This is a genomic window from Dyella telluris, assembly GCF_014297575.1.
Lineage (GTDB): Bacteria > Pseudomonadota > Gammaproteobacteria > Xanthomonadales > Rhodanobacteraceae > Dyella > Dyella telluris.
The window spans coordinates 3,794,242-3,812,113 of the sequence record NZ_CP060412.1 but is presented as its reverse complement, the minus strand read 5'-3'; the positions used below and the strand labels follow the sequence as shown (position 1 = coordinate 3,812,113).

Here is a 17,872-nt window from a genome sequence, read left to right as displayed (position 1 = left end):
ATCGCGATGCACGGGACCTGGGCGGCAAGACCGCTTCAGCCTCCCACGCATTTCGCTATGCTGCAGGGACCCTGGCCGCTGCGCCATCGAAGCTTCCGGAGGCTCCTGCATGTCCTCTGTGCGACTGACCGACCTCGCCCATGGTGGCGGTTGTGGCTGCAAGCTTGCGCCTGCCGTGCTCCAGCAATTGCTGGCCGGAAAACCGGCGACGGCACCGTTCGCCCAACTGCTGGTCGGCACCGAATCGAGCGATGACGCCGCGGTGTGGCAGGTGGATGACCGCACCTGTGTCATCGCCACCACCGACTTCTTCATGCCGATCGTGGACGATCCACATGATTTCGGCCGCATCGCCGCCGCCAATGCGCTGTCGGACGTGTATGCGATGGGTGGCAAGCCGATCATGGCGCTGGCCATCCTCGGCATGCCGCTCGACAAGATGGAGGTGGAGACGGTGCGCGCGATCCTCGCCGGTGGCGAGTCGATCTGCGCGGAGGCCGGTATTCCCGTGGCCGGGGGGCATTCCATCGATTCGGCCGAGCCCATTTACGGCCTGGCCGCCATCGGTCTCTGCGCACCGGCGGACGTGCGCCGCAACAGCGGTGCGCAGGTGGGCGATGCGGTGATCCTGACCAAGGGCATCGGCGTGGGCATCTACTCCGCGGCCTTCAAGAAGCAGGCCTTGCCGGCCGACGCCTATGCGGAAATGCTGGCCTCGACCACGCTGCTCAACCGCGTCGGCCACGAACTGGCCAAGGACAAGGACGTGCACGCGATCACCGACGTCACCGGGTTCGGTCTGCTCGGTCACGGCATGGAAATGGCGCGTGGCTGCGGTGCGCGCATCCGCATCCAGCTCTCGCGCATTCCGTGGTTCACCCAGGCGGAAACACTGGCCCAGGCCGGCTACATCACCGGTGCCTCACGACGGAACTGGACCAGCTACGGCGAGGGTGTCGCCCTGCCCGCGGACCTGCCGGAGTGGCGGCGTGCCCTGCTCACCGATCCGCAGACCTCCGGTGGCCTGCTGGTGTCGTGCCGGCCGGAGCGCGCTGAAGATATCCGCGCCATGATCGAGGCTGCGGGGTATCCGCGCGCCAGCATCATCGGCGAGGTTGCCGCGGGCACACCCGGCATCGAAGTGCTCTGAACCAGCCACCGGAAAAGTGGCGGAAGAGAATGGGAGTCGAACCCACCCGAGGCAGTCTTGCCTGCCTCACCCGGATTTGAAGTCCGGACGCCCCACCGGAGACGATTCTCTTCCATGTGACGGAACGATCGAGGGCGAGGCACCGAACAAGTCGAGGTAACCCGCCTGCAGTCTGCGCAAGGTACCACGGTTGAGCGTGACACCCTGACGGTCGAAAAACTCCAGAATCTGGATGGCCACCTTGCGACCGTTGTCGAGGCGGTCGCGGAACTGCGCCGCAGTGAAACGGCCGTCCGGTGCCTGCGCCGCAATGTCGGCCGCGATCAGCACCATCTCGTGCATGGTGGTGCGCAGGAAGAAGTGATCGTGTGCCACTTCATCGACCAGGCCCAGCCGCGCTGCAAAGCCCATCAACTGCCGGATGCCTTTCTCGGGGCGCGCCAGCGCGTCGGCGACGTCGCGCACGCGCGGCGGACGAAAGCGCTCTTCGCCACCCAGCAGGGGCGCCACCGACTGCCATAACGCTTCGCGCTCGGGAATCCACTGCAGCGAATGACTGGCCAGACGCACGAATGCACCGTCGCGAACTACCGGGCCGTCGAGGTCCGCATGCTGCAGCGCCTTCGTGAACGCTGCCGCCGGCAGGCGAGTCTGCGTCGCCAGACGCAGCTTTTCCCGGCTGACCCCCTGCAAGTCCGGGTTGGCGGTGTGGAAGGTCTGCAGATAGTCGAGCAGGCCCGCGACAAAGCCCTGCCAGCGCGGCCGGCTCATGGCGATGCGTTGCGTGCCAAGGTCGAATAGCTCAGGCGACAGCGAAGCAACGATGTGCGCCAGCGACGCGTCGGACAGCGCGCGATCCCTTGCGAAACTCAATACGTCCCATACGAACGGCGGCGCATCGAGCAAGGCGCCAAGCGCCGTCTGCGCATCGACCATGCCCAGTGCGGCGCGCACGGCCTGGCGCCCTTCGGTGCGGCGCTGTCGCGCCGGCGCGCGCAGATCGAGGAAATGGCCGCCACCTATCGTGCGCTGCGCGGACACATCGCGCAGCACGAAGCGATCCAGCGTGGCAGCGGCAATGGGTCGGCTCAGCACCAGCTGCACGTCCGCCGCGTGCCCGGGTTGCACGGATTCGCCCTCCAGCAAAACGATGCGTGCGCCCACCTCCACCGAGCCGTGATGCAGGCGCGCCGGAAACCACTGCCCCATCGGCTTCGACTCGCCCGGCAACAGGTGCACGCGTGCGTCGATACGATCCGTGGGTCCATGCAGGAAGGGATCCACCACCATGTCACCGCGATGGATCGCCTCTTTGGTGATGCCCTCGCCGGCCAGATTCAGCGCGCAACGGTCACCCGCCCGCCCGCGTTCCACCGGACGGTTTTGCGCGTGGAGGGAACGCACGCGCGCGGCAAGCCCGGTGGGGCTCAGCATCACCTGGTCCTTCACATGCACCACGCCGCTGAGCACCGTGCCCGTGACCACCACGCCAATGCCGGGCAAGGTGAACACGCGATCCACCGCCAGCCGGAAACGACCGTCATCCGCACGTTCGCCCAGCTTCAGCGCTTCCGTGGCGAGTCGTTCGCGCAGCGCATCGACGCCCAGGCCGGTAGCGGCGGAAACCGGCAGGATGTCCGCGCCTTCCAGCACCGTCCCCCGGATTGCCTCGCGGATCTGCGCACGTACGGCATCGATGCGTTCGGGCGTTGCCAGATCGGCCTTGGTCAGTGCGATCACGCCGCGGCGGACACCGAGCAGATCAACAATCGCCAGGTGTTCCAGCGTCTGCGGCATCACGCCGTCGTCGGCGGCGACCACCAGCAGGGCGAGATCGATGCCACTGGCGCCCGCCACCATGGTGTGCACGAAGCGCTCGTGCCCGGGTACATCGACGAAACCGAGGATGAGCTCGTCGTCCAGCGGCAGATAGGCAAAGCCCAGATCAATGGTGATGCCGCGCGCCTTCTCTTCCTTCAGGCGATCGGTGTCCACGCCCGTCAGGGCCTGGACCAGCGAGGTCTTGCCGTGATCGATGTGACCCGCGGTGCCGATGATCATGGCGTGCGCGCAGCGGGGCCGTGCAGGTCCAGTCGCGCCAGCGTCGCGACGAACAAGGCTTCGTCCGTTTCGGCCAGGCAACGCAGATCCAGTCGCAACGCGCCGTCGGCAATGCGACCGACCACCGGGCGCGACAGCGCACGCAGTGCCGTGTTCAGGCGCTCCAGTTCACTCTGGCTGCCGCGCGGCCGTATCAGCAAGGCCGCGCTGTGCAACGTGTCCAGCGGCAAGGCACCGGAGCCGACCTGGCTGAGGCACTCACCCACCTCCACCGCGAAGGCATCGCCCAGCGACGCGGCCACGACCGGCTGCAGGCGGCGCGCCTGCGCGCCGATATCGACCTTGTCGCGCGCAAGGAAGCGCAAGGTCGGCAGGCGCTGCGCCAGGCGGTCAGGATCGCGATACAGGTTCAGCGTGGCCTCGATAGCCGCGAGGCGCAGCTTGTCCACGCGCAAGGCGCGCTTCAGCGGGTTGCGGTTGATCTGCGCGATCAAGGCGCGATCGCCCACGATGAATCCGGCCTGCGGACCGCCCAGCAACTTGTCGCCCGAAAAGGTGACCAGCCGCGCGCCCTCTTCCACCGCCTCGCGCACGGTGGGTTCGCGCGCCAGCCCGTAACGCGACAGGTCGACCAGGCTTCCCGAACCCAGGTCGTTGAGCAGCGGCACGCCTGCAGCGTCGGCCAAGGCGGCCAGTTCGCGCGCACCGACCTCCGCGGTGAAACCCTGGATGCGGTAGTTGGAGGTATGCACCTTGAGCACCAGGCCGGTACGCTCGTTGAACGCATCGCGATAGTCGGCCGCATGGGTGCGGTTGGTGGTGCCCACTTCGACCATCTGCGCGCCAGCGCGCGCCATGATGTCGGGCATGCGGAACGCGCCACCGATCTCGATCAACTCCCCGCGCGATACCACCGCCTCGCGTCCCAATGCGAACGTGTTGAGGCCGAGCAGCACGGCGGCCGCATTGTTGTTGACGACGGTGGCGTCCTGCGCGCCGGTCAGTTCGCACAGCAGGTCGCGCACGTGATCGTCACGCTCGCCGCGCGTGCCGCCGGTCAGGTCGTACTCCAGCGCCACGGCGTGGCGCATCGCCTCCACCGCCGCCTCGATGGCCGCCTCGGCCAGCACGGCGCGGCCCAGGTTGGTATGCAGGACCACGCCGGTAAGGTTGAACAGGGGACGCAGGCCCGGTGTGCGCGCATCCAGCCGCGCCAGCGCCTGCTGCGCCAGTTCGCTGGCGCCCGGTACGTCCGAAGGCGTCTCCCGCAGGGCATCGCGCGCGTCGTCGATGACCTTGCGAATGGCCTCGGTGGCGGCCACGCGCCCATGGCGCTCCACCAGCAACGCGGCTTCCGCGGTCGCCAGCACGGCGGCAACCGCCGGCAGGTGGCGCAGGACATTGACCTCGGGCTCGGCCATGACGCTCTTCCACTGGCACCGCCGACTCCGGTACGTCGATCCGGAAGTACGGCAATGAAGGCTTGGGGTGACTCGTATGCTGCCGGGGCGCGCCTCGCGGGGTCAAGGTGAGCCGATACCAGCCGCGTGCCGGGCGGTTCGCGGCACGGGGTGACAAGGGCCACGCGCCGTAGCATGCTCGCCTCACGGCCGCCTCGCTGGCCGTGGTTCCTTGCCCTCCGCAGCGCAGCTCGCCTGCGGCCTACCGGGCAAGCACGTGCCCTGTAGGGCCTTGATCTCCGCCCCGTTCGCAGGAGGGATCGATGCCCGCCGCCGTGCAGACCGCGCGTCACACCAGCACCCGCTGGCCGCTGTTGCTGTTTTTCCTGCTGGCCGTTGCCGGCCTGTTCTACGTGAAGTGGTACCCGTATTACGGACGCGCCTTCGTGGCCGCCGAGCACCACGCCATCGGTCACTCGATCCTGATGGGCGACGCCGCCAGTGCACCGGCACCGTCTTGGCAGGCCGCACTGGACTATGCGCTGGCCTATGGCAAGGCGATCTGGCAGGCGATGGTGCTGGGCCTGTTGCTGGGTTCGGGCATCCAGGCCCTGTTGCCGGCCAGCGCGGTGCAGCGATTGCTGGGCGGTCACCGCTTCGGCGCGGTGCTTACCGGCGGCCTGCTGGCCGTGCCCGGCATGATGTGCACGTGCTGCGCCGCGCCCGTGGTGGCAGGCCTGCGCCAGCAACATGCTTCGGCAGGTGCCGCCATGGCGTTCTGGCTGGGTAACACCCTGCTCAACCCGGCCACCCTGGTGTTCATGGGCTTCGTGCTCGGCTGGCACTGGAGCCTGCTGCGCGTGGTGCTGGGCGTGCCGATGGTGTTTGGCCTGGGCTGGCTGGCCAACCGGATGGCCAGACCGGAACCGGGTGAGCTCGACCGGATGCCGCTGGCCGCCACGGAGCCACTCACCTTCGCCGGCGTCGGCCTGCGCTGGATGCGCATCTTCGCGCGCATGACGGCACGCCTGATTCCCGAGTACATCGTGATCGTGCTGTTGCTCGGCGCAGCGCGCGCGTGGCTGTTCCCGGAGATCGGCCCGGCCATTGGCAACCACCTGCTGTGGATCGTCACCCTGTCGCTGGCCGGCATGCTGTTCGTGATCCCGACGGCCGGCGAGGTGCCGATTGTGCAGGCGATGCTGTCGCTGGGCCTGGGTGGCGGGCCTGCTGCGGCGCTGCTGCTGACCTTGCCGGCGGTCAGCCTGCCGTCGCTGGTCATGCTGTCGCGCTCGTTCTCTGCGCGAACGCTGGTGACCGTGGCGCTGTCGGTGGCCGGCTTCGGCGTGTTGGGTGGGCTGCTGGCCGTGTGGCTGGGGATGCATTGAACACACCGGTGTCGATGCGTCGACACCGGTGGAAACGCCCGCACTACCCTTCGACGGCTTCGTCGTCGCCCATCAGCAACAGCGGGTTGGGCGCATGTCGTGCGTAGCCCGCTTCGGCGATCAGCAGATCCAGGCCCAGCGAGGCCAGGTCGTCCGCATACGGGTCCACCTGCATGTCCTGCAGCTGGTAGAGCAGCTTGGTGTAGGTGTGGCAATCGCCGCAGGTCTCGGCCTTCACCACGCCCGCATCGTCTTCAATGGCCTGCAGGGACAGGTGGCGCGTGCCGCCGCAGGTGATGCACACCGCGCGCACGTGATTCCAGGCAGTGGAACACAGCGAGCAGTACAGGTAGCGCGTGCCCGGCGTGACGCCGCTGGCGGTGATCATGCCGGCGACCGAGGGCGATCCGCAGCACGGGCAGAGCGCGCGCTCTTCCAGCAGGCGCAGGTCATCCACCTCCAGCTGCGCGGCCGAACAGGTGAAATAGACCTGCAGCGCCGCGGCGACATAGACGGCAGCGGCCGCATCGGCCGCGGCCAGTCCGCCGCGCAGGAACTGGTCGGCCAGTTTCTCCAGCGTGGCGGCATCGCTGCCGCGCAGCTGTTCCATCGCGTCCTGCGCGGCAACGGGCAGTGCGCTGCCGTCGACCAGTTCCAGCAACAGGGCCAGCCCGTCAGTCCACGATGGGTCGCGGCGATGGCCGTCCGCCGCCAGTGGCGGCAGGCGTGCTTCGACGGCCTGCACCACCACCGCCGGACTTAGCGAGACGGCAGGCACCAGGGTGGTGGCGACGGTGTGCTGCGCATCGGCCAGGGCCGCCATGAAACGCAGCCAGGGCTCCAGCGGATGCCCGGCGGCCAGCTGCTCCAGCCGCTGCGCGGTGGCGGAAAAGCGCCGTGCCGCGTTGGCAAGCACGATGGGACTAGGCGCCTTGACGCCCGCGTGGGACGGTCCGCTCCACTTTCCTTCCGGTGGGTTGCCGGCCATCTTCATGGGCGCTTCCTTATGACGTCTTTGCCGTGTTCGCCGGCAGCCACTTCACGCAACCAGGCGCGATGATGGCGCCAGGCCCAACCCGGCGTCACGTAGCCCTGGGTCATGGCGCGTATCGAATGCCGCACCCAGATGGCCGCGTAGACATGCACTACCCATACCAGGATCGCCGCGATGGCCGCCAAGCTGTGGATCAATACCGCCGCGCGCTGGACGGGTATGGAGGTCGACTCACCGAAATAGACTTCCCAGATCACCAGGCCGCTGAAGAACAACACCGGCACCAGCAGGGTCATCGACCAGAACACGAACTTCTGGCCGGCATTGTTGCGACCCACCGCCGGAATGTGTTCCTCATCATTGGCCACGACAAAGCGCATCTGCCTGATCCATTCGACGTCGTCCTTGTGCACGAGGTTCTCGCGCCAGAACTGCACGATCAGACCGAGGTAGCTGAGCAACAGCAGGCAACCGATCCACGGATGCGCCGCGCGCATCCACTGCCCGCCGCCAAACAGCCCGGACAACCAGAACAGCATCGGGTGGAACATCGCCAACCCCGAGAGCACCAGCAGCACGAAGCAGATGGCGGTGATCCAGTGGTTGACGCGGTTCACCGTGGTGTACCGCGTGATCACGGTCCGGCTCATGGCGTCTTCTCCGATTCCTCGATAACGCGCTCGCCTTCTTTCTCGTCCTCGTCGGTCACTTCGTTCGGCCCTTCGACGATGGCATGGAAGAATCCGGCCAATGCGGCAGCCGCGATGCCAAACAAGGCCAATGGCTTGACCAGGCCCTTCCACGCCGAGACCATCGCGCTGATGTGTGGCTTGTCCGGCAGGCCCGAGTAGAGGGACGGCTTGTCCGCATGGTGCAGCACATACATCACGTGGGTGCCGCCGACTTCCGCCGGGTCGTAGAGACCCGCCTGTTCGAAACCGCGCGCCTTCAGGTCCACGATGCGTTCGGCCGCCTGGTGCTTCATGTCGGTCTTGGAGCCGAACATGATCGCGCCGGTGGGGCAGGCTTTCACGCAGGCCGGCTCCAGCCCGACTGACACGCGGTCGGAGCACAGCGTGCACTTGTACGACTTGTGATCGGTTTTGCTGATGCGCGGGATGTCGAACGGACAGCCCTTCACGCAGTAGCCGCAGCCGATGCACTTGTCGCTGATGAAATCGACGATGCCGTTGGCGTACTGCACGATGGCGCCCGGCGCAGGGCACGCCTTCAGGCAGCCCGGATCCTCGCAGTGCATGCAGCCGTCCTTGCGGATCAGCCATTCCAGGTTGCCCTGCTCGTTCTCGTACTCGGCGAACTTCATCAGCGTCCACACGTCGGGGCTGAGGTCGTTCGGGTTCTGGTACGAGCCTTCGAAGTGGCCGATATCCTGCCGCAGGTTGTTCCACTCCATGCAGGCCGACTGGCAGGCCTTGCAGCCGATGCAGCGGCTCACGTCGATCAGCTTGGCAACCTCGTCCTCGTGGTTGCGCGCCTGCGGCGGCGTCATGGTGGATGCGGAACGCCGGATGTAGTCTTGCGATTGCAGGTCTGACATGTCGGCGTCCTCAGGCTGCGACCGGTGCGCTGGTCTTTTCGACGTTGACCAGGAACGCCTTGAACTCCGGCGTCTGCGTATTGGCATCACCCACGGAAGGCGTCAGCGTGTTGGCGCCGTAACCCTTGCGCGCCTGCCCGGTGAAACCCCAGTGGATGGGGCAACCGATCACGTGGGTGGGTTTGCCATCGACCATCATGGGCTTGATGCGCTTGGTGACATACGCCTTGCAGATCACTTCGCCGCGCTTGGACGACACCTTCACCCAGCCGCCCTGCTCGATGCCCTTCTCCTTGGCCAGCACTTCGCCGATCTCGACGAACTCTTCCGGCTGCAGGATCGCGTTGATCAGTGCGTGCTTGGTCCAGTAGTGGAAGTGCTCGGTGAGGCGGTACGTGGTGGCCACGTACGGGAAGTTCTGCACGGTGCCGAAGTTGGCGCGGTCATCGTCGAAAACGCGGGCGATCGGGTTGGACTTCACCTTGGGATGCAGCACGTTCTCCACCGGTGATTCCAGCGGCTCGTAGTGCTCCGGGAACGGGCCTTCGCCCATCATGTCGCGTGCGAACAGCCGCCCCATGCCTTCGGCATTCATGATGAAGGGACCGACGCCGTCGGACGGTTTCACCGTAGGGCCGTAATCGGGAACGTCCACGCCCACCCAGCGCGTGCCGTTCCACGAAATGACCGGCTTGGCCGGATTCCACGGCTTGCCATCGGGATCGGCACTGGCACGGTTGTAGAGGATGCGCCGGTTGGCCGGCCATGCCCACGCCCAGTTGGGTGCAATGCCCTGCTCGCGCGGATCGGTGGCATCGCGGCGGGCCATCTGGTTGCCCTTTTCCGTGAAGCAGCCGGTGAAGATCCAGCAGCCGGACGCCGTGCTGCCGTCATCGCGCAACTGCGCAAAACCGTCCAGCAGGGTGTCCGCCTTGGTCACCACCGTGTTGGTGGCCGGATCGTTGAGATCGGTGAGCGCCCGACCGTTCATTTCCTTGGCCAGTTCTTCCGGATCCGGGTTCACCGGGTCGGTGTACTTCCAGGTGACGTTGAGCAGCGGATCGGGGAACGTGCCGCCCTCCTTGCGATACAGCTCGCGCAGGCGATGGAACAGGCCGCTCATGATCCAGATATCGGACATCGCCTTGCCCGGGCCATCCGCCGCCTTCCAGTGCCACTGCAACCAGCGCGCGGAATTGACCAGCGAACCGTTTTCCTCGGCAAAACAGGTGGTCGGAAGCTGGAACACCTCGGTCTGGATCTCGGCGGATTTCGCCGGGTTCTGCGGGCCAAAGTCCTGCCAGAAACGCGAGGTTTCCGTATCCAGCGGATCCATGGTCACCAGGAACTTCAGCTTGCTCAGGCCGCGACGGATCTTGCCGCGATCCGGGAAGGCCTGCAGCGGGTTGAAGCCCTGGCAGATATAGCCGGTCATCTGCCCGTTGTTCATCATCTCGAAGGCCTTGATGATGTCGTACAGGGGGATGTCCAGCTTGGGCAGCCAGTCGTAGGCCCAGTCGTTCTCCGCCTTGGCGGCATCGCCGTACATGGCCTTCTGGAAGCTCACGAAGAACTTGCGGTAGTTCTGCCAGTAGCTGGTCTGCCCCGGGCGCAGCGGCTTGAACAGCTTGGTCTTCATGTAGACGTCCAGCCCGGTTTCCCTGTCGTTGGGCAGGTTCATATAGCCCGGCATCAGGTTGGACAGCAGGCCGACGTCAGTGAGTCCCTGGATGTTGGAGTGCCCGCGCAGCGCGTTCATGCCGCCACCGGCCACACCGATGTTGCCCAGCAGCAGCTGCACCATCGCCATGGTGCGGATGTTCTGCGAGCCCACCGAGTGCTGCGTCCAGCCCAGCGCAAACAGGCTGGTCATGGCCTTGTCCGGCGCGGCGGTGCTGGCGAACAGTTCGCACACGTGCAGGAACTTGTCCTGTGGCGTGCCGCAGATGCGCGACACCATCTCCGGCGTGTAGCGCGATACGTGTTGCTTGAGCAGGCTCATCACGCAACGCGGGTTCTGCCAGGTGTCGTCGGACTTGGCGAAGCCCTGCTCGTCCAGTTCGTAATCCCAGCTCGATTTGTCGTAGCTGTGCGTTTCCTCGTTGTAGCCGCTGAACAGGCCGTCCTCGAAACCGAAGCCCTCCTTCACGATCAGGCCGGCATTGGTGTACGAGCGCACGTATTCGTGCTGGATCTGGTCTTTCTCCAGCAGGTAGCGGATCACGCCGTTGAGGAACGCGATATCCGTGCCCGGGCGGATCGGCGCGTAGTAATCGGCCACCGAGGCCGTGCGCGTGAAGCGCGGATCGACAACAACGAGCTTCGCGCCGTTCTCGATCTTCGCCTCGATCACCCACTTGAAGCCGCAAGGATGCGCTTCGGCGGCATTGCCACCCATGACGACGACGACATTGGCATTCTTGATGTCCTGCCAGGTGTTGGTCATCGCACCGCGACCGAATGATGGGGCCAGACTGGCCACCGTCGGTCCGTGTCAGACGCGCGCCTGGTTGTCGAACACCACCATGCCGAGGGAACGCACCACCTTCCACGTGATGTAGGAGGTTTCACTGGACGACGCCGACGCCGCCAGCATGCCCACGCTGGTCCAGCGGTTCACGGTGGTGCCGGCGGCATTCTTCGCGATGAAGTTCTTGTCGCGGTCGTCCTTCATCAGGCGCGCGATGCGATCCAGCGCGAAATCCCACGACACTTCTTCGAACTCGGTGCCGCCTGGCTTGCGATAGCGCGGCGCCTTGAGGCGGGTGGGCGCATGCACGATGTCGAGCAGGGCCGAACCCTTGGGGCACAGCGTGCCGCGGTTCACCGGATGATCCGGGTCACCTTCGATGTGGATGATGTTCGAACGGGCGTTCTTGGAACGGTCACCCATGCTGTAGATCAGGATGCCGCAGGCCACCGAGCAATACGTGCAGGTGTTGCGCGTTTCGGTGGCGTGGGTGAGCTTGAAAGGCCGTACGGCGGCGGCCTGGGCCTCCCCCGAGGCCCCGAAGCCGAGCATGCCCAGGCTGGATGCAGCTAGCCCAAGGCCGGTGAACTTGATGAACTCGCGTCGCGTGAGTGCCATCGCTTGCGCTCCCGGAAAATCTGGCTGGACATACCGCCCGCTGTTGGGCGGTGGACGTGGCTCGACTACTCCATGAAGACGACGGGCTTGACCCCGTTGTTCAGAAAAAACGGTAGCACAGATTCCGTAAGTGGACCGTCATGTCCGGACCGGCGCAGGCCGGGCAAACGGAGCCATGAAGCGCCGGAGAACGAGGCGTGGCGGGCCCTGGCGAGGTCAGCGTCCGCAGCAGGACGAGCCCTGCTGCTGGATCGGCGGGCACGGCACCGAGCCGTAAGAGCAGAACACGCAGCAGTCGCCGGCCCGGGGCTTCAGCAAGGCGCCACAAGCGGCACAGTCGTGAAAGAACACGCAGGCGTTCGTCGGCATGACCTCCACGCTCTGGTGACCGCACTGCGGGCAGGTCAGCGTGGATTCCAGCACGAGGTTTGCGGCTTCGGTGCGCGTCATGGCTTGCGGAGCCTGTCGGTCGGATGGTCCGGATTGGCAGAGGCGAGCGTCGGCATCGACGTCCGGTGCCCTGAACTTATACCAAAGCAACTACGCGTGCCGGAGCGCCGTGGCTTGCTCCCGGGAACAACGGCCGCACCGCCACCCACTCCCCTCTGGCCGCCCCGCGGTCGTTACCGCACCCAAGGCGCGGGTTTGCGCTGGCCTGGCGACGCGGATTCTGCATTAATGCCGATTCCCCGCCCTCCCGGTGTGCTCCGTGCTTCGCTACGCCTTCAAACAAGTGGACGTTTTCGCCGAACAGGCATTCAAGGGAAATCCTGTGGCGGTCATTCTTGGCGCCGACGGCCTTTCCGATGACCAGATGGCGGCCATCGCGCGCTGGACCAACCTCAGCGAAACCACGTTTGTACTCAAACCCACCGATCCCTCCGCGGACTATCGGGTGAGGATCTTCACGACGGTGCGCGAGTTGCCGTTCGCCGGCCACCCGACGCTGGGAACGTGTCACGCATGGCTTGAAGCCGGCGGCGTGCCACGCGGCGAGGAGATCCTGCAGGAGTGCGGGATCGGCAAGGTGCGTATCCGACGGCTTGCCGACCGCCTGGCGTTCACGGCGCCGCCGCTGCTCGCCTCCGGTGCGTTGCCGGCTGGACAAGTGGACGCCATCTGCACCGCGCTGGGCATCGATGCGCAGGACGTCATGGATGCGCAACAGGTGGACAACGGTGCGGGCTGGGTAGCCCTGCGGCTTTCCAGCCCGGAGCTGGTGCTGCGGATCACGCCCGACTACGGCCGGCTCGGCCACGTTCCGGTAGGCATTTTTGCCGCGTGGCCCGCCACGTCGGAAAGCGGGATCGCGGAGTTTGAAGCCCGGGCCTTCATTGCCGGCGACGCCGTGCCCGAAGACCCCGTCACGGGCAGCCTCATGGCCGGCATCGCGCAATGGCTCCGCCACGACCCGCAGGCCCCGGACGGCTATATCGTCAACCAGGGACGCATGCTCGGGCGCGCGGGCCGGATCCATGTCGATCAACAGGGCGAGGACATCTGGATCAGCGGACAGACCCACACGCTGGTCGACGGCGTGCTGTCGATTCCCCTGATGGGCTGACTCCCCGGGCGGCCGGGACAAGCACCCGATGCGTCGCACCAGTGCCAACCGGCATGGCCATCACGCTATGGCCTTGCGGGGCTTGGGTGGTGTTAAGTAGCGGGATTGTCCCGCCGCCTGCCGGAGCCCTCATGTCTCGCGCCACTGCCGTTGTTTCCACGCCTGCCCGTCGCAGGATCTCGCGCCTCGCCCTCGCCGTTTCCCTTGCGCTCACCGCGGGCAGCGCCCTGGCGCAGCAGTCCTATGTGGACAACGTGCCGGCCCCGCAGGACGTGAAATACCCCGGCACGGTGACGCTGCACGTGGATGCCAGCGACACGGTGCAAGGCATCTTCCGGGTGCGCGAAAGCATTCCGGCCAAGGCCGGCGCGCTGACCCTGCTCTACCCGCAGTGGATTCCCGGCGACCACTCGCCCACCGGCCCCATCAGCATGCTGGCCGGACTGAAGCTCAGTGCCAACGGCAAGCCGCTGGCCTGGAAGCGCGACAAGTACAACGTGTACGCCTTCCATGTAGATGTGCCCGAGGGCGTGTCGTCCATCGATGCCGAGTTCCAGTACCTGTCCGGCCGCACCGACAGCGAAGGCTTCGACATCACCGACCGCATGATGGACATGGAGTGGAGCAAGGTATCGCTCTACCCCGCCGGCTATTTCACGCGCGGCATCACCTACGCACCCAGCATGACGCTGCCGCACGGCTGGCAGCTCGGCACCGCGCTGGAAACCGCCTCGACGTCGGGCGACACCGTGACGTTCAAGCCGGTGACGTTCAACAACCTGGTCGATTCGCCGGTATACGCCGGCCAGTACTTCAAGCGCGTGGACCTCAACCCGGGCGGCGACGCGCCGGTGTACATGGATCTGGTTGCCGATGCGCCGAAGTACCTGGAGATGTCGCCGGAACAACTGAAGGTGCACCGCAATCTGGTCACGCAGGCGGTGAAGCTGTTTGGCTCGCACCACTACGACCACTACGACTTCCTGTTCTCGCTGTCCGACGTGATGGGCGGCAATGGCACCGAGCACCATCAGTCCAGCGAAGACGGGCTGGAGACCGATTACTTCACCAACTGGGCAGGCGCCGCCCCCGGCCGCGACCTGCTGCCGCATGAGTACGTGCACTCGTGGAATGGCAAGTTCCGCCGTCCCGCGGACCTGTGGACGCCCAACTTCAATGTGCCCATGGGCGACTCACTGCTGTGGGTGTACGAAGGCCAGACGCAGTACTGGGGCTACGTACTCACCGCGCGTTCGGGCCTGTGGTCGGCGCAGCAGTTCCGCGATGCACTGGCCATGACGGCAGCCAACTACGAGCGCAACCGCGTGGGCTTCCAGTGGCGCACGCTGGAAGACACCACCAACGATCCCACCGCCGCGCGTCGTTCCAGCCTGCCTTATCGCAGCTGGCAGATGAGCGAGGAGTACTACAGCGGCGGCCAGATGATGTGGCTGGAAGTGGATGCCAAGCTGCGTTCGCTCACCCACGACAAGCGCTCGCTGGACGATTTCGCGCGTGCTTTCTTCGGCGTCGACAACGGCAGCTACGTCACCAAGACCTATACCTTCGACGACGTGGTGGCCACGCTCAACGGCGTGGCACCGTACGACTGGGCGAAGTTCCTGCATGAACACGTGGCCGAGCTGAACCCGCCGCTGCAGGACGGCCTGGCCGGCACCGGCTGGAAGCTGGTCTACACCGACAAGGAAAGCGATTTCGAGGCGCAGTACAACGGTCGCCAGGAACCCTCGCGCCACCTGTACAACTTCGCCTGGTCCATCGGCCTGACCATGAACGACAAGGGCGAGATCAACGACGTGCGCTGGGGCGGCCCGGCCTTCAAGGCCGGCGTCACCACCGGTGCCACCCTGGTGGCGGTCAACGGCCAGGACTACTCCAAGGACGTGCTCAAGGACGCCATTGCCGCCGCCAAGACCGGCAAGGCACCCATCCAGTTGCTGATGAAGTACCAGGGCGGCGTCCGCACCGTGGCGGTGGATTACCACGATGGCCTGCAGTACCCGCATCTGGTGCGCGTGGAAGGCACGCCGGACTATCTGAGCGAAATCATCGCGCCGCGCAAGTAAGTACGCGACGGTTGTCCCGCCGGCCTTTCGTGGCCGGCGGGCATGGCTCGGGCGTCAGCTTCCTGCAAGACGGCCAAAGCCCCGCACCGTGCGGTGTTGACGCATACTTGGCCGCAGACAGAGTGCCACGGGAAACGCCGCCATGCCCTCGCCCGAATCGTCGACCCGATACAGCTGGCCGCCCTCTGTCGCGGGATTCGACATGCCCTCGCCCATGGGCGGCGGCGACGGCGAACCGGTGATGCTGGCCTTTCTCAACGCGCGCCCGGACCGCTACTGGATCGAGGCCTTTGCCGCCGAGCGGGACGCGTTCAAGTCGGAGCACCGCCTGAGCGACTTGCGCCTGGATTCCCGCGGGCTGGTGGTTACCGGGCCCTCTGGGCAGCTGCGCAGCCTCACCGCCCATCTGCGCAATTTCGTGCATCGCGTGTCGCGCATCAGCTTGCAGCGACGCGTGCTGGAACGGCTGACGCCCGGCACTTCCACCGGCCCCGGTTCGGCCGAGCATGAAGCGGCGCGGCGCGACATTGACCTGGTGTCGCGCATGCCCGCCGTCGCCATCATCCTGGAAGAGGTATCGCGTGCCACTGGCATGCGCTTCGCCACGGTCGCGCGCGTCTCCGACACCCGCTGGACCGCCTGCGCCGTCTACGACACCATCGATTTCGGCCTGCGCGCCGGCCAGGATCTCGCGCTGGAAACCACCATCTGCAACGAGATCCGCAAACACGGCCAGACGGTGGTGTTCAATCACGCCAGCACCCACCCGCTGTTCGCCTGCCATCCCACACCGGCGCTGTACGGCTTCGAGAGTTACATCTCCGTGCCGATCTACCTGGCCGACGGCCGCTTCTTCGGCACGCTGTGTGCGGTGGATCCGCAGCCGCGCGAGCTGGACCCGGCGACCATCCAGGTACTGGAAGACTATGCCCGCGCCATCGGCGTGGAGCTCGACCAGGCCTCGCGGCACGCCGTGCACGGCCCGGCCCGCTGAGCAAGACACGCTCTGACGCACAGCACCGCCCTGTGGAAGCGCCCCCTGTGCGCGACAGCGGCGCACCGGTTTCACCACTCCGCCGGGCTGTCGCGCACAGGATGCGCTCCCACAAGGTGGCTATGGGTGTTGCTGGTCTGACGCCTCAGGCGGCGTCGCTGCTCCGGTGCGGCAGCTTCCAGTCCGGCCGCGGAAAGTGGCAGGTGTAGCCGTTGGGGTAACGCTCCAGGTAATCCTGATGCTCCGGTTCCGCCTCCCAGAACGGGCCGGCCGGCGTCACTTCGGTGACCACCTTGCCCGGCCACAGGCCGGAGGCATCCACGTCGGCGATGGTGTCTTCCGCCACCTGCTTCTGTTCGTCGCTCAGGTAGAAGATCGCCGAGCGATAGCTCATGCCGATGTCGTTGCCCTGGCGGTTCTTCGTGCTCGGGTCGTGGATCTGGAAGAAGAAGGCCAGGATATCGCGGTAGCTGATCACGGCCGGGTCGAACACGATCTCGATCGCTTCGGCATGCGTGCCATGGTTGCGATAGGTGGCATGGGGCACGTCGCCGCCCGAGTAACCCACGCGGGTGGAGAGTACGCCCGGGTAGCGGCGCAGCAGATCCTGCATGCCCCAGAAGCAGCCGCCGGCAAGCAGGGCCGTTTCGGTTTTCGTGCTCATGTGTTGATCCTTCCCGTGAGTGAAAGTGGCGGATGGGGGAGCCGCGTGCCGCCGACCGGCGCTTCGCGAACCCTGAAACCTCCCCGTTGACTGAATGCTATGTGGTAGTGCGCGTGCCGCTTCTCAAGCCGCCCCATCGCAAGGATTGACGGCGCCGTGCGGGCTGCCGTCGCAGGCAAGTGCGCCCTGCGGAAAAGCTGCAAGGGCGAATCCGAGCCCACTTTCACCATCCACCACAAACGGCTTGCTGGTGCGGCCTGCAGGCTGCCGAAGCATCCGCTAAGCCAACGCTAAGCGCCTGCTTACGAATTCTTTGCCTTGAGCCAAACGGCAGGCAACGGCGCCGTCGACACAAGACAAATCGCAAAAAATTTCAGTAGGCATTAAGCCTTCCGGCCCGAGCATCTGCATCAACTCAACGGAGGTGCTTCATGAACAAATTCGCGATCGGCAAACGCATGTTGCTCGGCCTGGCGCTCGTCGCGTCTGTCGGCGCGCCGATGGCTGCCTCTGCACACGACGGAGATCACGGCCGCGGTGGCTGGGGTCACAGTGACTGGCATGGCGACCGAGGCGGCTGGCGCGGTGACCGTGGTGGTTGGCACGGCGATCGTGGCGACTGGCACCGCGAGCGCGGTCACTGGAGTGGTGGCCAATGGATCGCCGGCGCCATCGTGGCCGGCGCGGCCGCGGCCATCATCACTCAGGCCGTTTCCGCCCCGCCGCCGCCGACCTATTACTACCCGCAGCAACCGACGGTGGTGTATCGCCAGCCGACCACGGTGGTCTACGAGGATGCACCCGTGGTGCAGCAGGGCACGGTGGTTTACAGCTCACCCGCGCCGGCCTACTACGGCGACCAGGACGGCGACTGAGCCCTACGAGTTCCGCGCAGCAAGCATAGTGAGCCCGGCGAAAGCCGGG

15 protein-coding genes and 1 tRNA gene are annotated in these 17,872 nt (G+C 66.1%); 6 read left to right on the top strand and 10 right to left on the bottom strand.

What is annotated here, in order from left to right; all coding sequences use genetic code 11:
* Positions 1–109: 109 nt before the first annotated feature.
* Positions 110–1,150: a selenide, water dikinase SelD gene (gene selD / locus H8F01_RS16670; protein WP_187056177.1), complete on the top strand. Its 1,041-nt coding sequence runs from the start codon at positions 110–112 to the stop codon at positions 1,148–1,150.
* 17 nt (positions 1,151–1,167) lie between these two features.
* Here the strand turns inward: selD and H8F01_RS16665 are convergent.
* From H8F01_RS16665 to selA, 3 genes are all read right to left on the bottom strand, one after another.
* A tRNA-Sec gene (locus tag H8F01_RS16665) sits at positions 1,168–1,264 on the bottom strand.
* Positions 1,217–3,211, bottom strand: coding sequence for a selenocysteine-specific translation elongation factor (selB, locus tag H8F01_RS16660; protein WP_187056176.1), 1,995 nt, complete (start codon positions 3,209–3,211; stop codon positions 1,217–1,219). The genes H8F01_RS16665 and selB overlap by 48 nt, the downstream gene beginning before the upstream one ends.
* Positions 3,208–4,632, bottom strand: coding sequence for an L-seryl-tRNA(Sec) selenium transferase (gene selA / locus H8F01_RS16655; RefSeq protein WP_187056175.1), 1,425 nt, complete (start codon positions 4,630–4,632; stop codon positions 3,208–3,210). The genes selB and selA overlap by 4 nt, the downstream gene beginning before the upstream one ends.
* Positions 4,633–4,934: 302 nt before the next feature.
* Here selA and H8F01_RS16650 point away from each other — a divergent pair, with 302 nt between their 5' ends.
* Positions 4,935–5,999 carry a permease gene (locus tag H8F01_RS16650; RefSeq protein WP_187056174.1) on the top strand — a complete coding sequence of 355 codons (1,065 nt, stop codon included), beginning with the start codon at positions 4,935–4,937 and terminating at the stop codon, positions 5,997–5,999.
* Between the two features lie 43 nt (positions 6,000–6,042).
* Here the strand turns inward: H8F01_RS16650 and fdhE are convergent, their stop codons facing one another.
* The 6 genes from fdhE to H8F01_RS16625 all read right to left on the bottom strand — a co-directional run bounded on the left by fdhE (position 6,043) and on the right by H8F01_RS16625 (position 12,089).
* Complete coding sequence (gene fdhE / locus H8F01_RS16645; protein ID WP_187056173.1) at positions 6,043–6,993, bottom strand: formate dehydrogenase accessory protein FdhE; 951 nt, start codon at positions 6,991–6,993, stop codon at positions 6,043–6,045.
* Positions 6,990–7,643 carry a formate dehydrogenase subunit gamma gene (locus H8F01_RS16640; RefSeq protein WP_187056172.1) on the bottom strand — a complete coding sequence of 218 codons (654 nt, stop codon included), beginning with the start codon at positions 7,641–7,643 and terminating at the stop codon, positions 6,990–6,992. Before H8F01_RS16640 ends, fdhE begins: the two co-directional genes overlap by 4 nt.
* Positions 7,640–8,551, bottom strand: a complete 912-nt coding sequence (fdxH, locus tag H8F01_RS16635; protein ID WP_187056171.1) for a formate dehydrogenase subunit beta — start codon at positions 8,549–8,551, stop codon at positions 7,640–7,642. The genes H8F01_RS16640 and fdxH overlap by 4 nt, the downstream gene beginning before the upstream one ends.
* A 10-nt stretch (positions 8,552–8,561) precedes the next feature.
* Positions 8,562–11,033: a formate dehydrogenase-N subunit alpha gene (gene fdnG, locus H8F01_RS16630; protein WP_238481024.1), complete on the bottom strand. Its 2,472-nt coding sequence runs from the start codon at positions 11,031–11,033 to the stop codon at positions 8,562–8,564.
* 12 nt (positions 11,034–11,045) lie between these two features.
* Complete coding sequence (locus H8F01_RS22045; RefSeq protein ID WP_238481023.1) at positions 11,046–11,639, bottom strand: molybdopterin-binding domain-containing protein; 594 nt, start codon at positions 11,637–11,639, stop codon at positions 11,046–11,048.
* A gap of 216 nt (positions 11,640–11,855) precedes the next feature.
* Positions 11,856–12,089: a GDCCVxC domain-containing (seleno)protein gene (locus H8F01_RS16625; RefSeq protein ID WP_187056169.1), complete on the bottom strand. Its 234-nt coding sequence runs from the start codon at positions 12,087–12,089 to the stop codon at positions 11,856–11,858.
* 259 nt (positions 12,090–12,348) lie between these two features.
* Here H8F01_RS16625 and H8F01_RS16620 point away from each other — a divergent pair, with 259 nt between their 5' ends.
* The 3 genes from H8F01_RS16620 (at position 12,349) to H8F01_RS21750 (ending at position 16,284) form a co-directional block, all read left to right on the top strand.
* Entirely contained in the window at positions 12,349–13,203 is an 855-nt protein-coding gene (locus H8F01_RS16620; protein ID WP_187056168.1) for a PhzF family phenazine biosynthesis protein, read from the top strand.
* Between the two features lie 131 nt (positions 13,204–13,334).
* On the top strand, positions 13,335–15,290 hold the full coding sequence (locus H8F01_RS16615) for a M61 family metallopeptidase (RefSeq protein WP_187056167.1): 1,956 nt from the start codon (positions 13,335–13,337) through the stop codon (positions 15,288–15,290).
* A gap of 202 nt (positions 15,291–15,492) precedes the next feature.
* Positions 15,493–16,284, top strand: coding sequence for a GAF domain-containing protein (locus H8F01_RS21750; RefSeq protein ID WP_222615674.1), 792 nt, complete (start codon positions 15,493–15,495; stop codon positions 16,282–16,284).
* 145 nt (positions 16,285–16,429) lie between these two features.
* Here H8F01_RS21750 and msrA read toward each other — a convergent pair whose 3' ends face one another.
* Entirely contained in the window at positions 16,430–16,948 is a 519-nt protein-coding gene (gene msrA / locus H8F01_RS16605) for a peptide-methionine (S)-S-oxide reductase MsrA (RefSeq protein WP_187056166.1), read from the bottom strand.
* A 431-nt stretch (positions 16,949–17,379) separates the two neighbouring features.
* Between msrA and H8F01_RS16600 the strand changes: the two genes are divergently transcribed.
* Entirely contained in the window at positions 17,380–17,823 is a 444-nt protein-coding gene (locus H8F01_RS16600; protein ID WP_187056165.1) for a hypothetical protein, read from the top strand.
* Positions 17,824–17,872 lie beyond the last annotated feature (49 nt).

Excerpts from the sequence above, each read along its gene's own strand:
- selD (WP_187056177.1), top strand. The coding sequence starts at position 110 with ATGTCCTCTGTGCGACTGACCGACCTCGCCCATGGTGGCGGTTGTGGC.
- selB (WP_187056176.1), bottom strand. The coding sequence starts at position 3,211 with ATGATCATCGGCACCGCGGGTCACATCGATCACGGCAAGACCTCGCTG.
- selA (WP_187056175.1), bottom strand. The coding sequence starts at position 4,632 with ATGGCCGAGCCCGAGGTCAATGTCCTGCGCCACCTGCCGGCGGTTGCC.
- H8F01_RS16650 (WP_187056174.1), top strand. The coding sequence starts at position 4,935 with ATGCCCGCCGCCGTGCAGACCGCGCGTCACACCAGCACCCGCTGGCCG.
- fdhE (WP_187056173.1), bottom strand. The coding sequence starts at position 6,993 with ATGAAGATGGCCGGCAACCCACCGGAAGGAAAGTGGAGCGGACCGTCC.
- H8F01_RS16640 (WP_187056172.1), bottom strand. The coding sequence starts at position 7,643 with ATGAGCCGGACCGTGATCACGCGGTACACCACGGTGAACCGCGTCAAC.
- fdxH (WP_187056171.1), bottom strand. The coding sequence starts at position 8,551 with ATGTCAGACCTGCAATCGCAAGACTACATCCGGCGTTCCGCATCCACC.
- H8F01_RS22045 (WP_238481023.1), bottom strand. The coding sequence starts at position 11,639 with ATGGCACTCACGCGACGCGAGTTCATCAAGTTCACCGGCCTTGGGCTA.
- H8F01_RS16625 (WP_187056169.1), bottom strand. The coding sequence starts at position 12,089 with ATGACGCGCACCGAAGCCGCAAACCTCGTGCTGGAATCCACGCTGACC.
- H8F01_RS16615 (WP_187056167.1), top strand. The coding sequence starts at position 13,335 with ATGTCTCGCGCCACTGCCGTTGTTTCCACGCCTGCCCGTCGCAGGATC.
- H8F01_RS21750 (WP_222615674.1), top strand. The coding sequence starts at position 15,493 with ATGCCCTCGCCCATGGGCGGCGGCGACGGCGAACCGGTGATGCTGGCC.
- msrA (WP_187056166.1), bottom strand. The coding sequence starts at position 16,948 with ATGAGCACGAAAACCGAAACGGCCCTGCTTGCCGGCGGCTGCTTCTGG.
- H8F01_RS16600 (WP_187056165.1), top strand. The coding sequence starts at position 17,380 with ATGAACAAATTCGCGATCGGCAAACGCATGTTGCTCGGCCTGGCGCTC.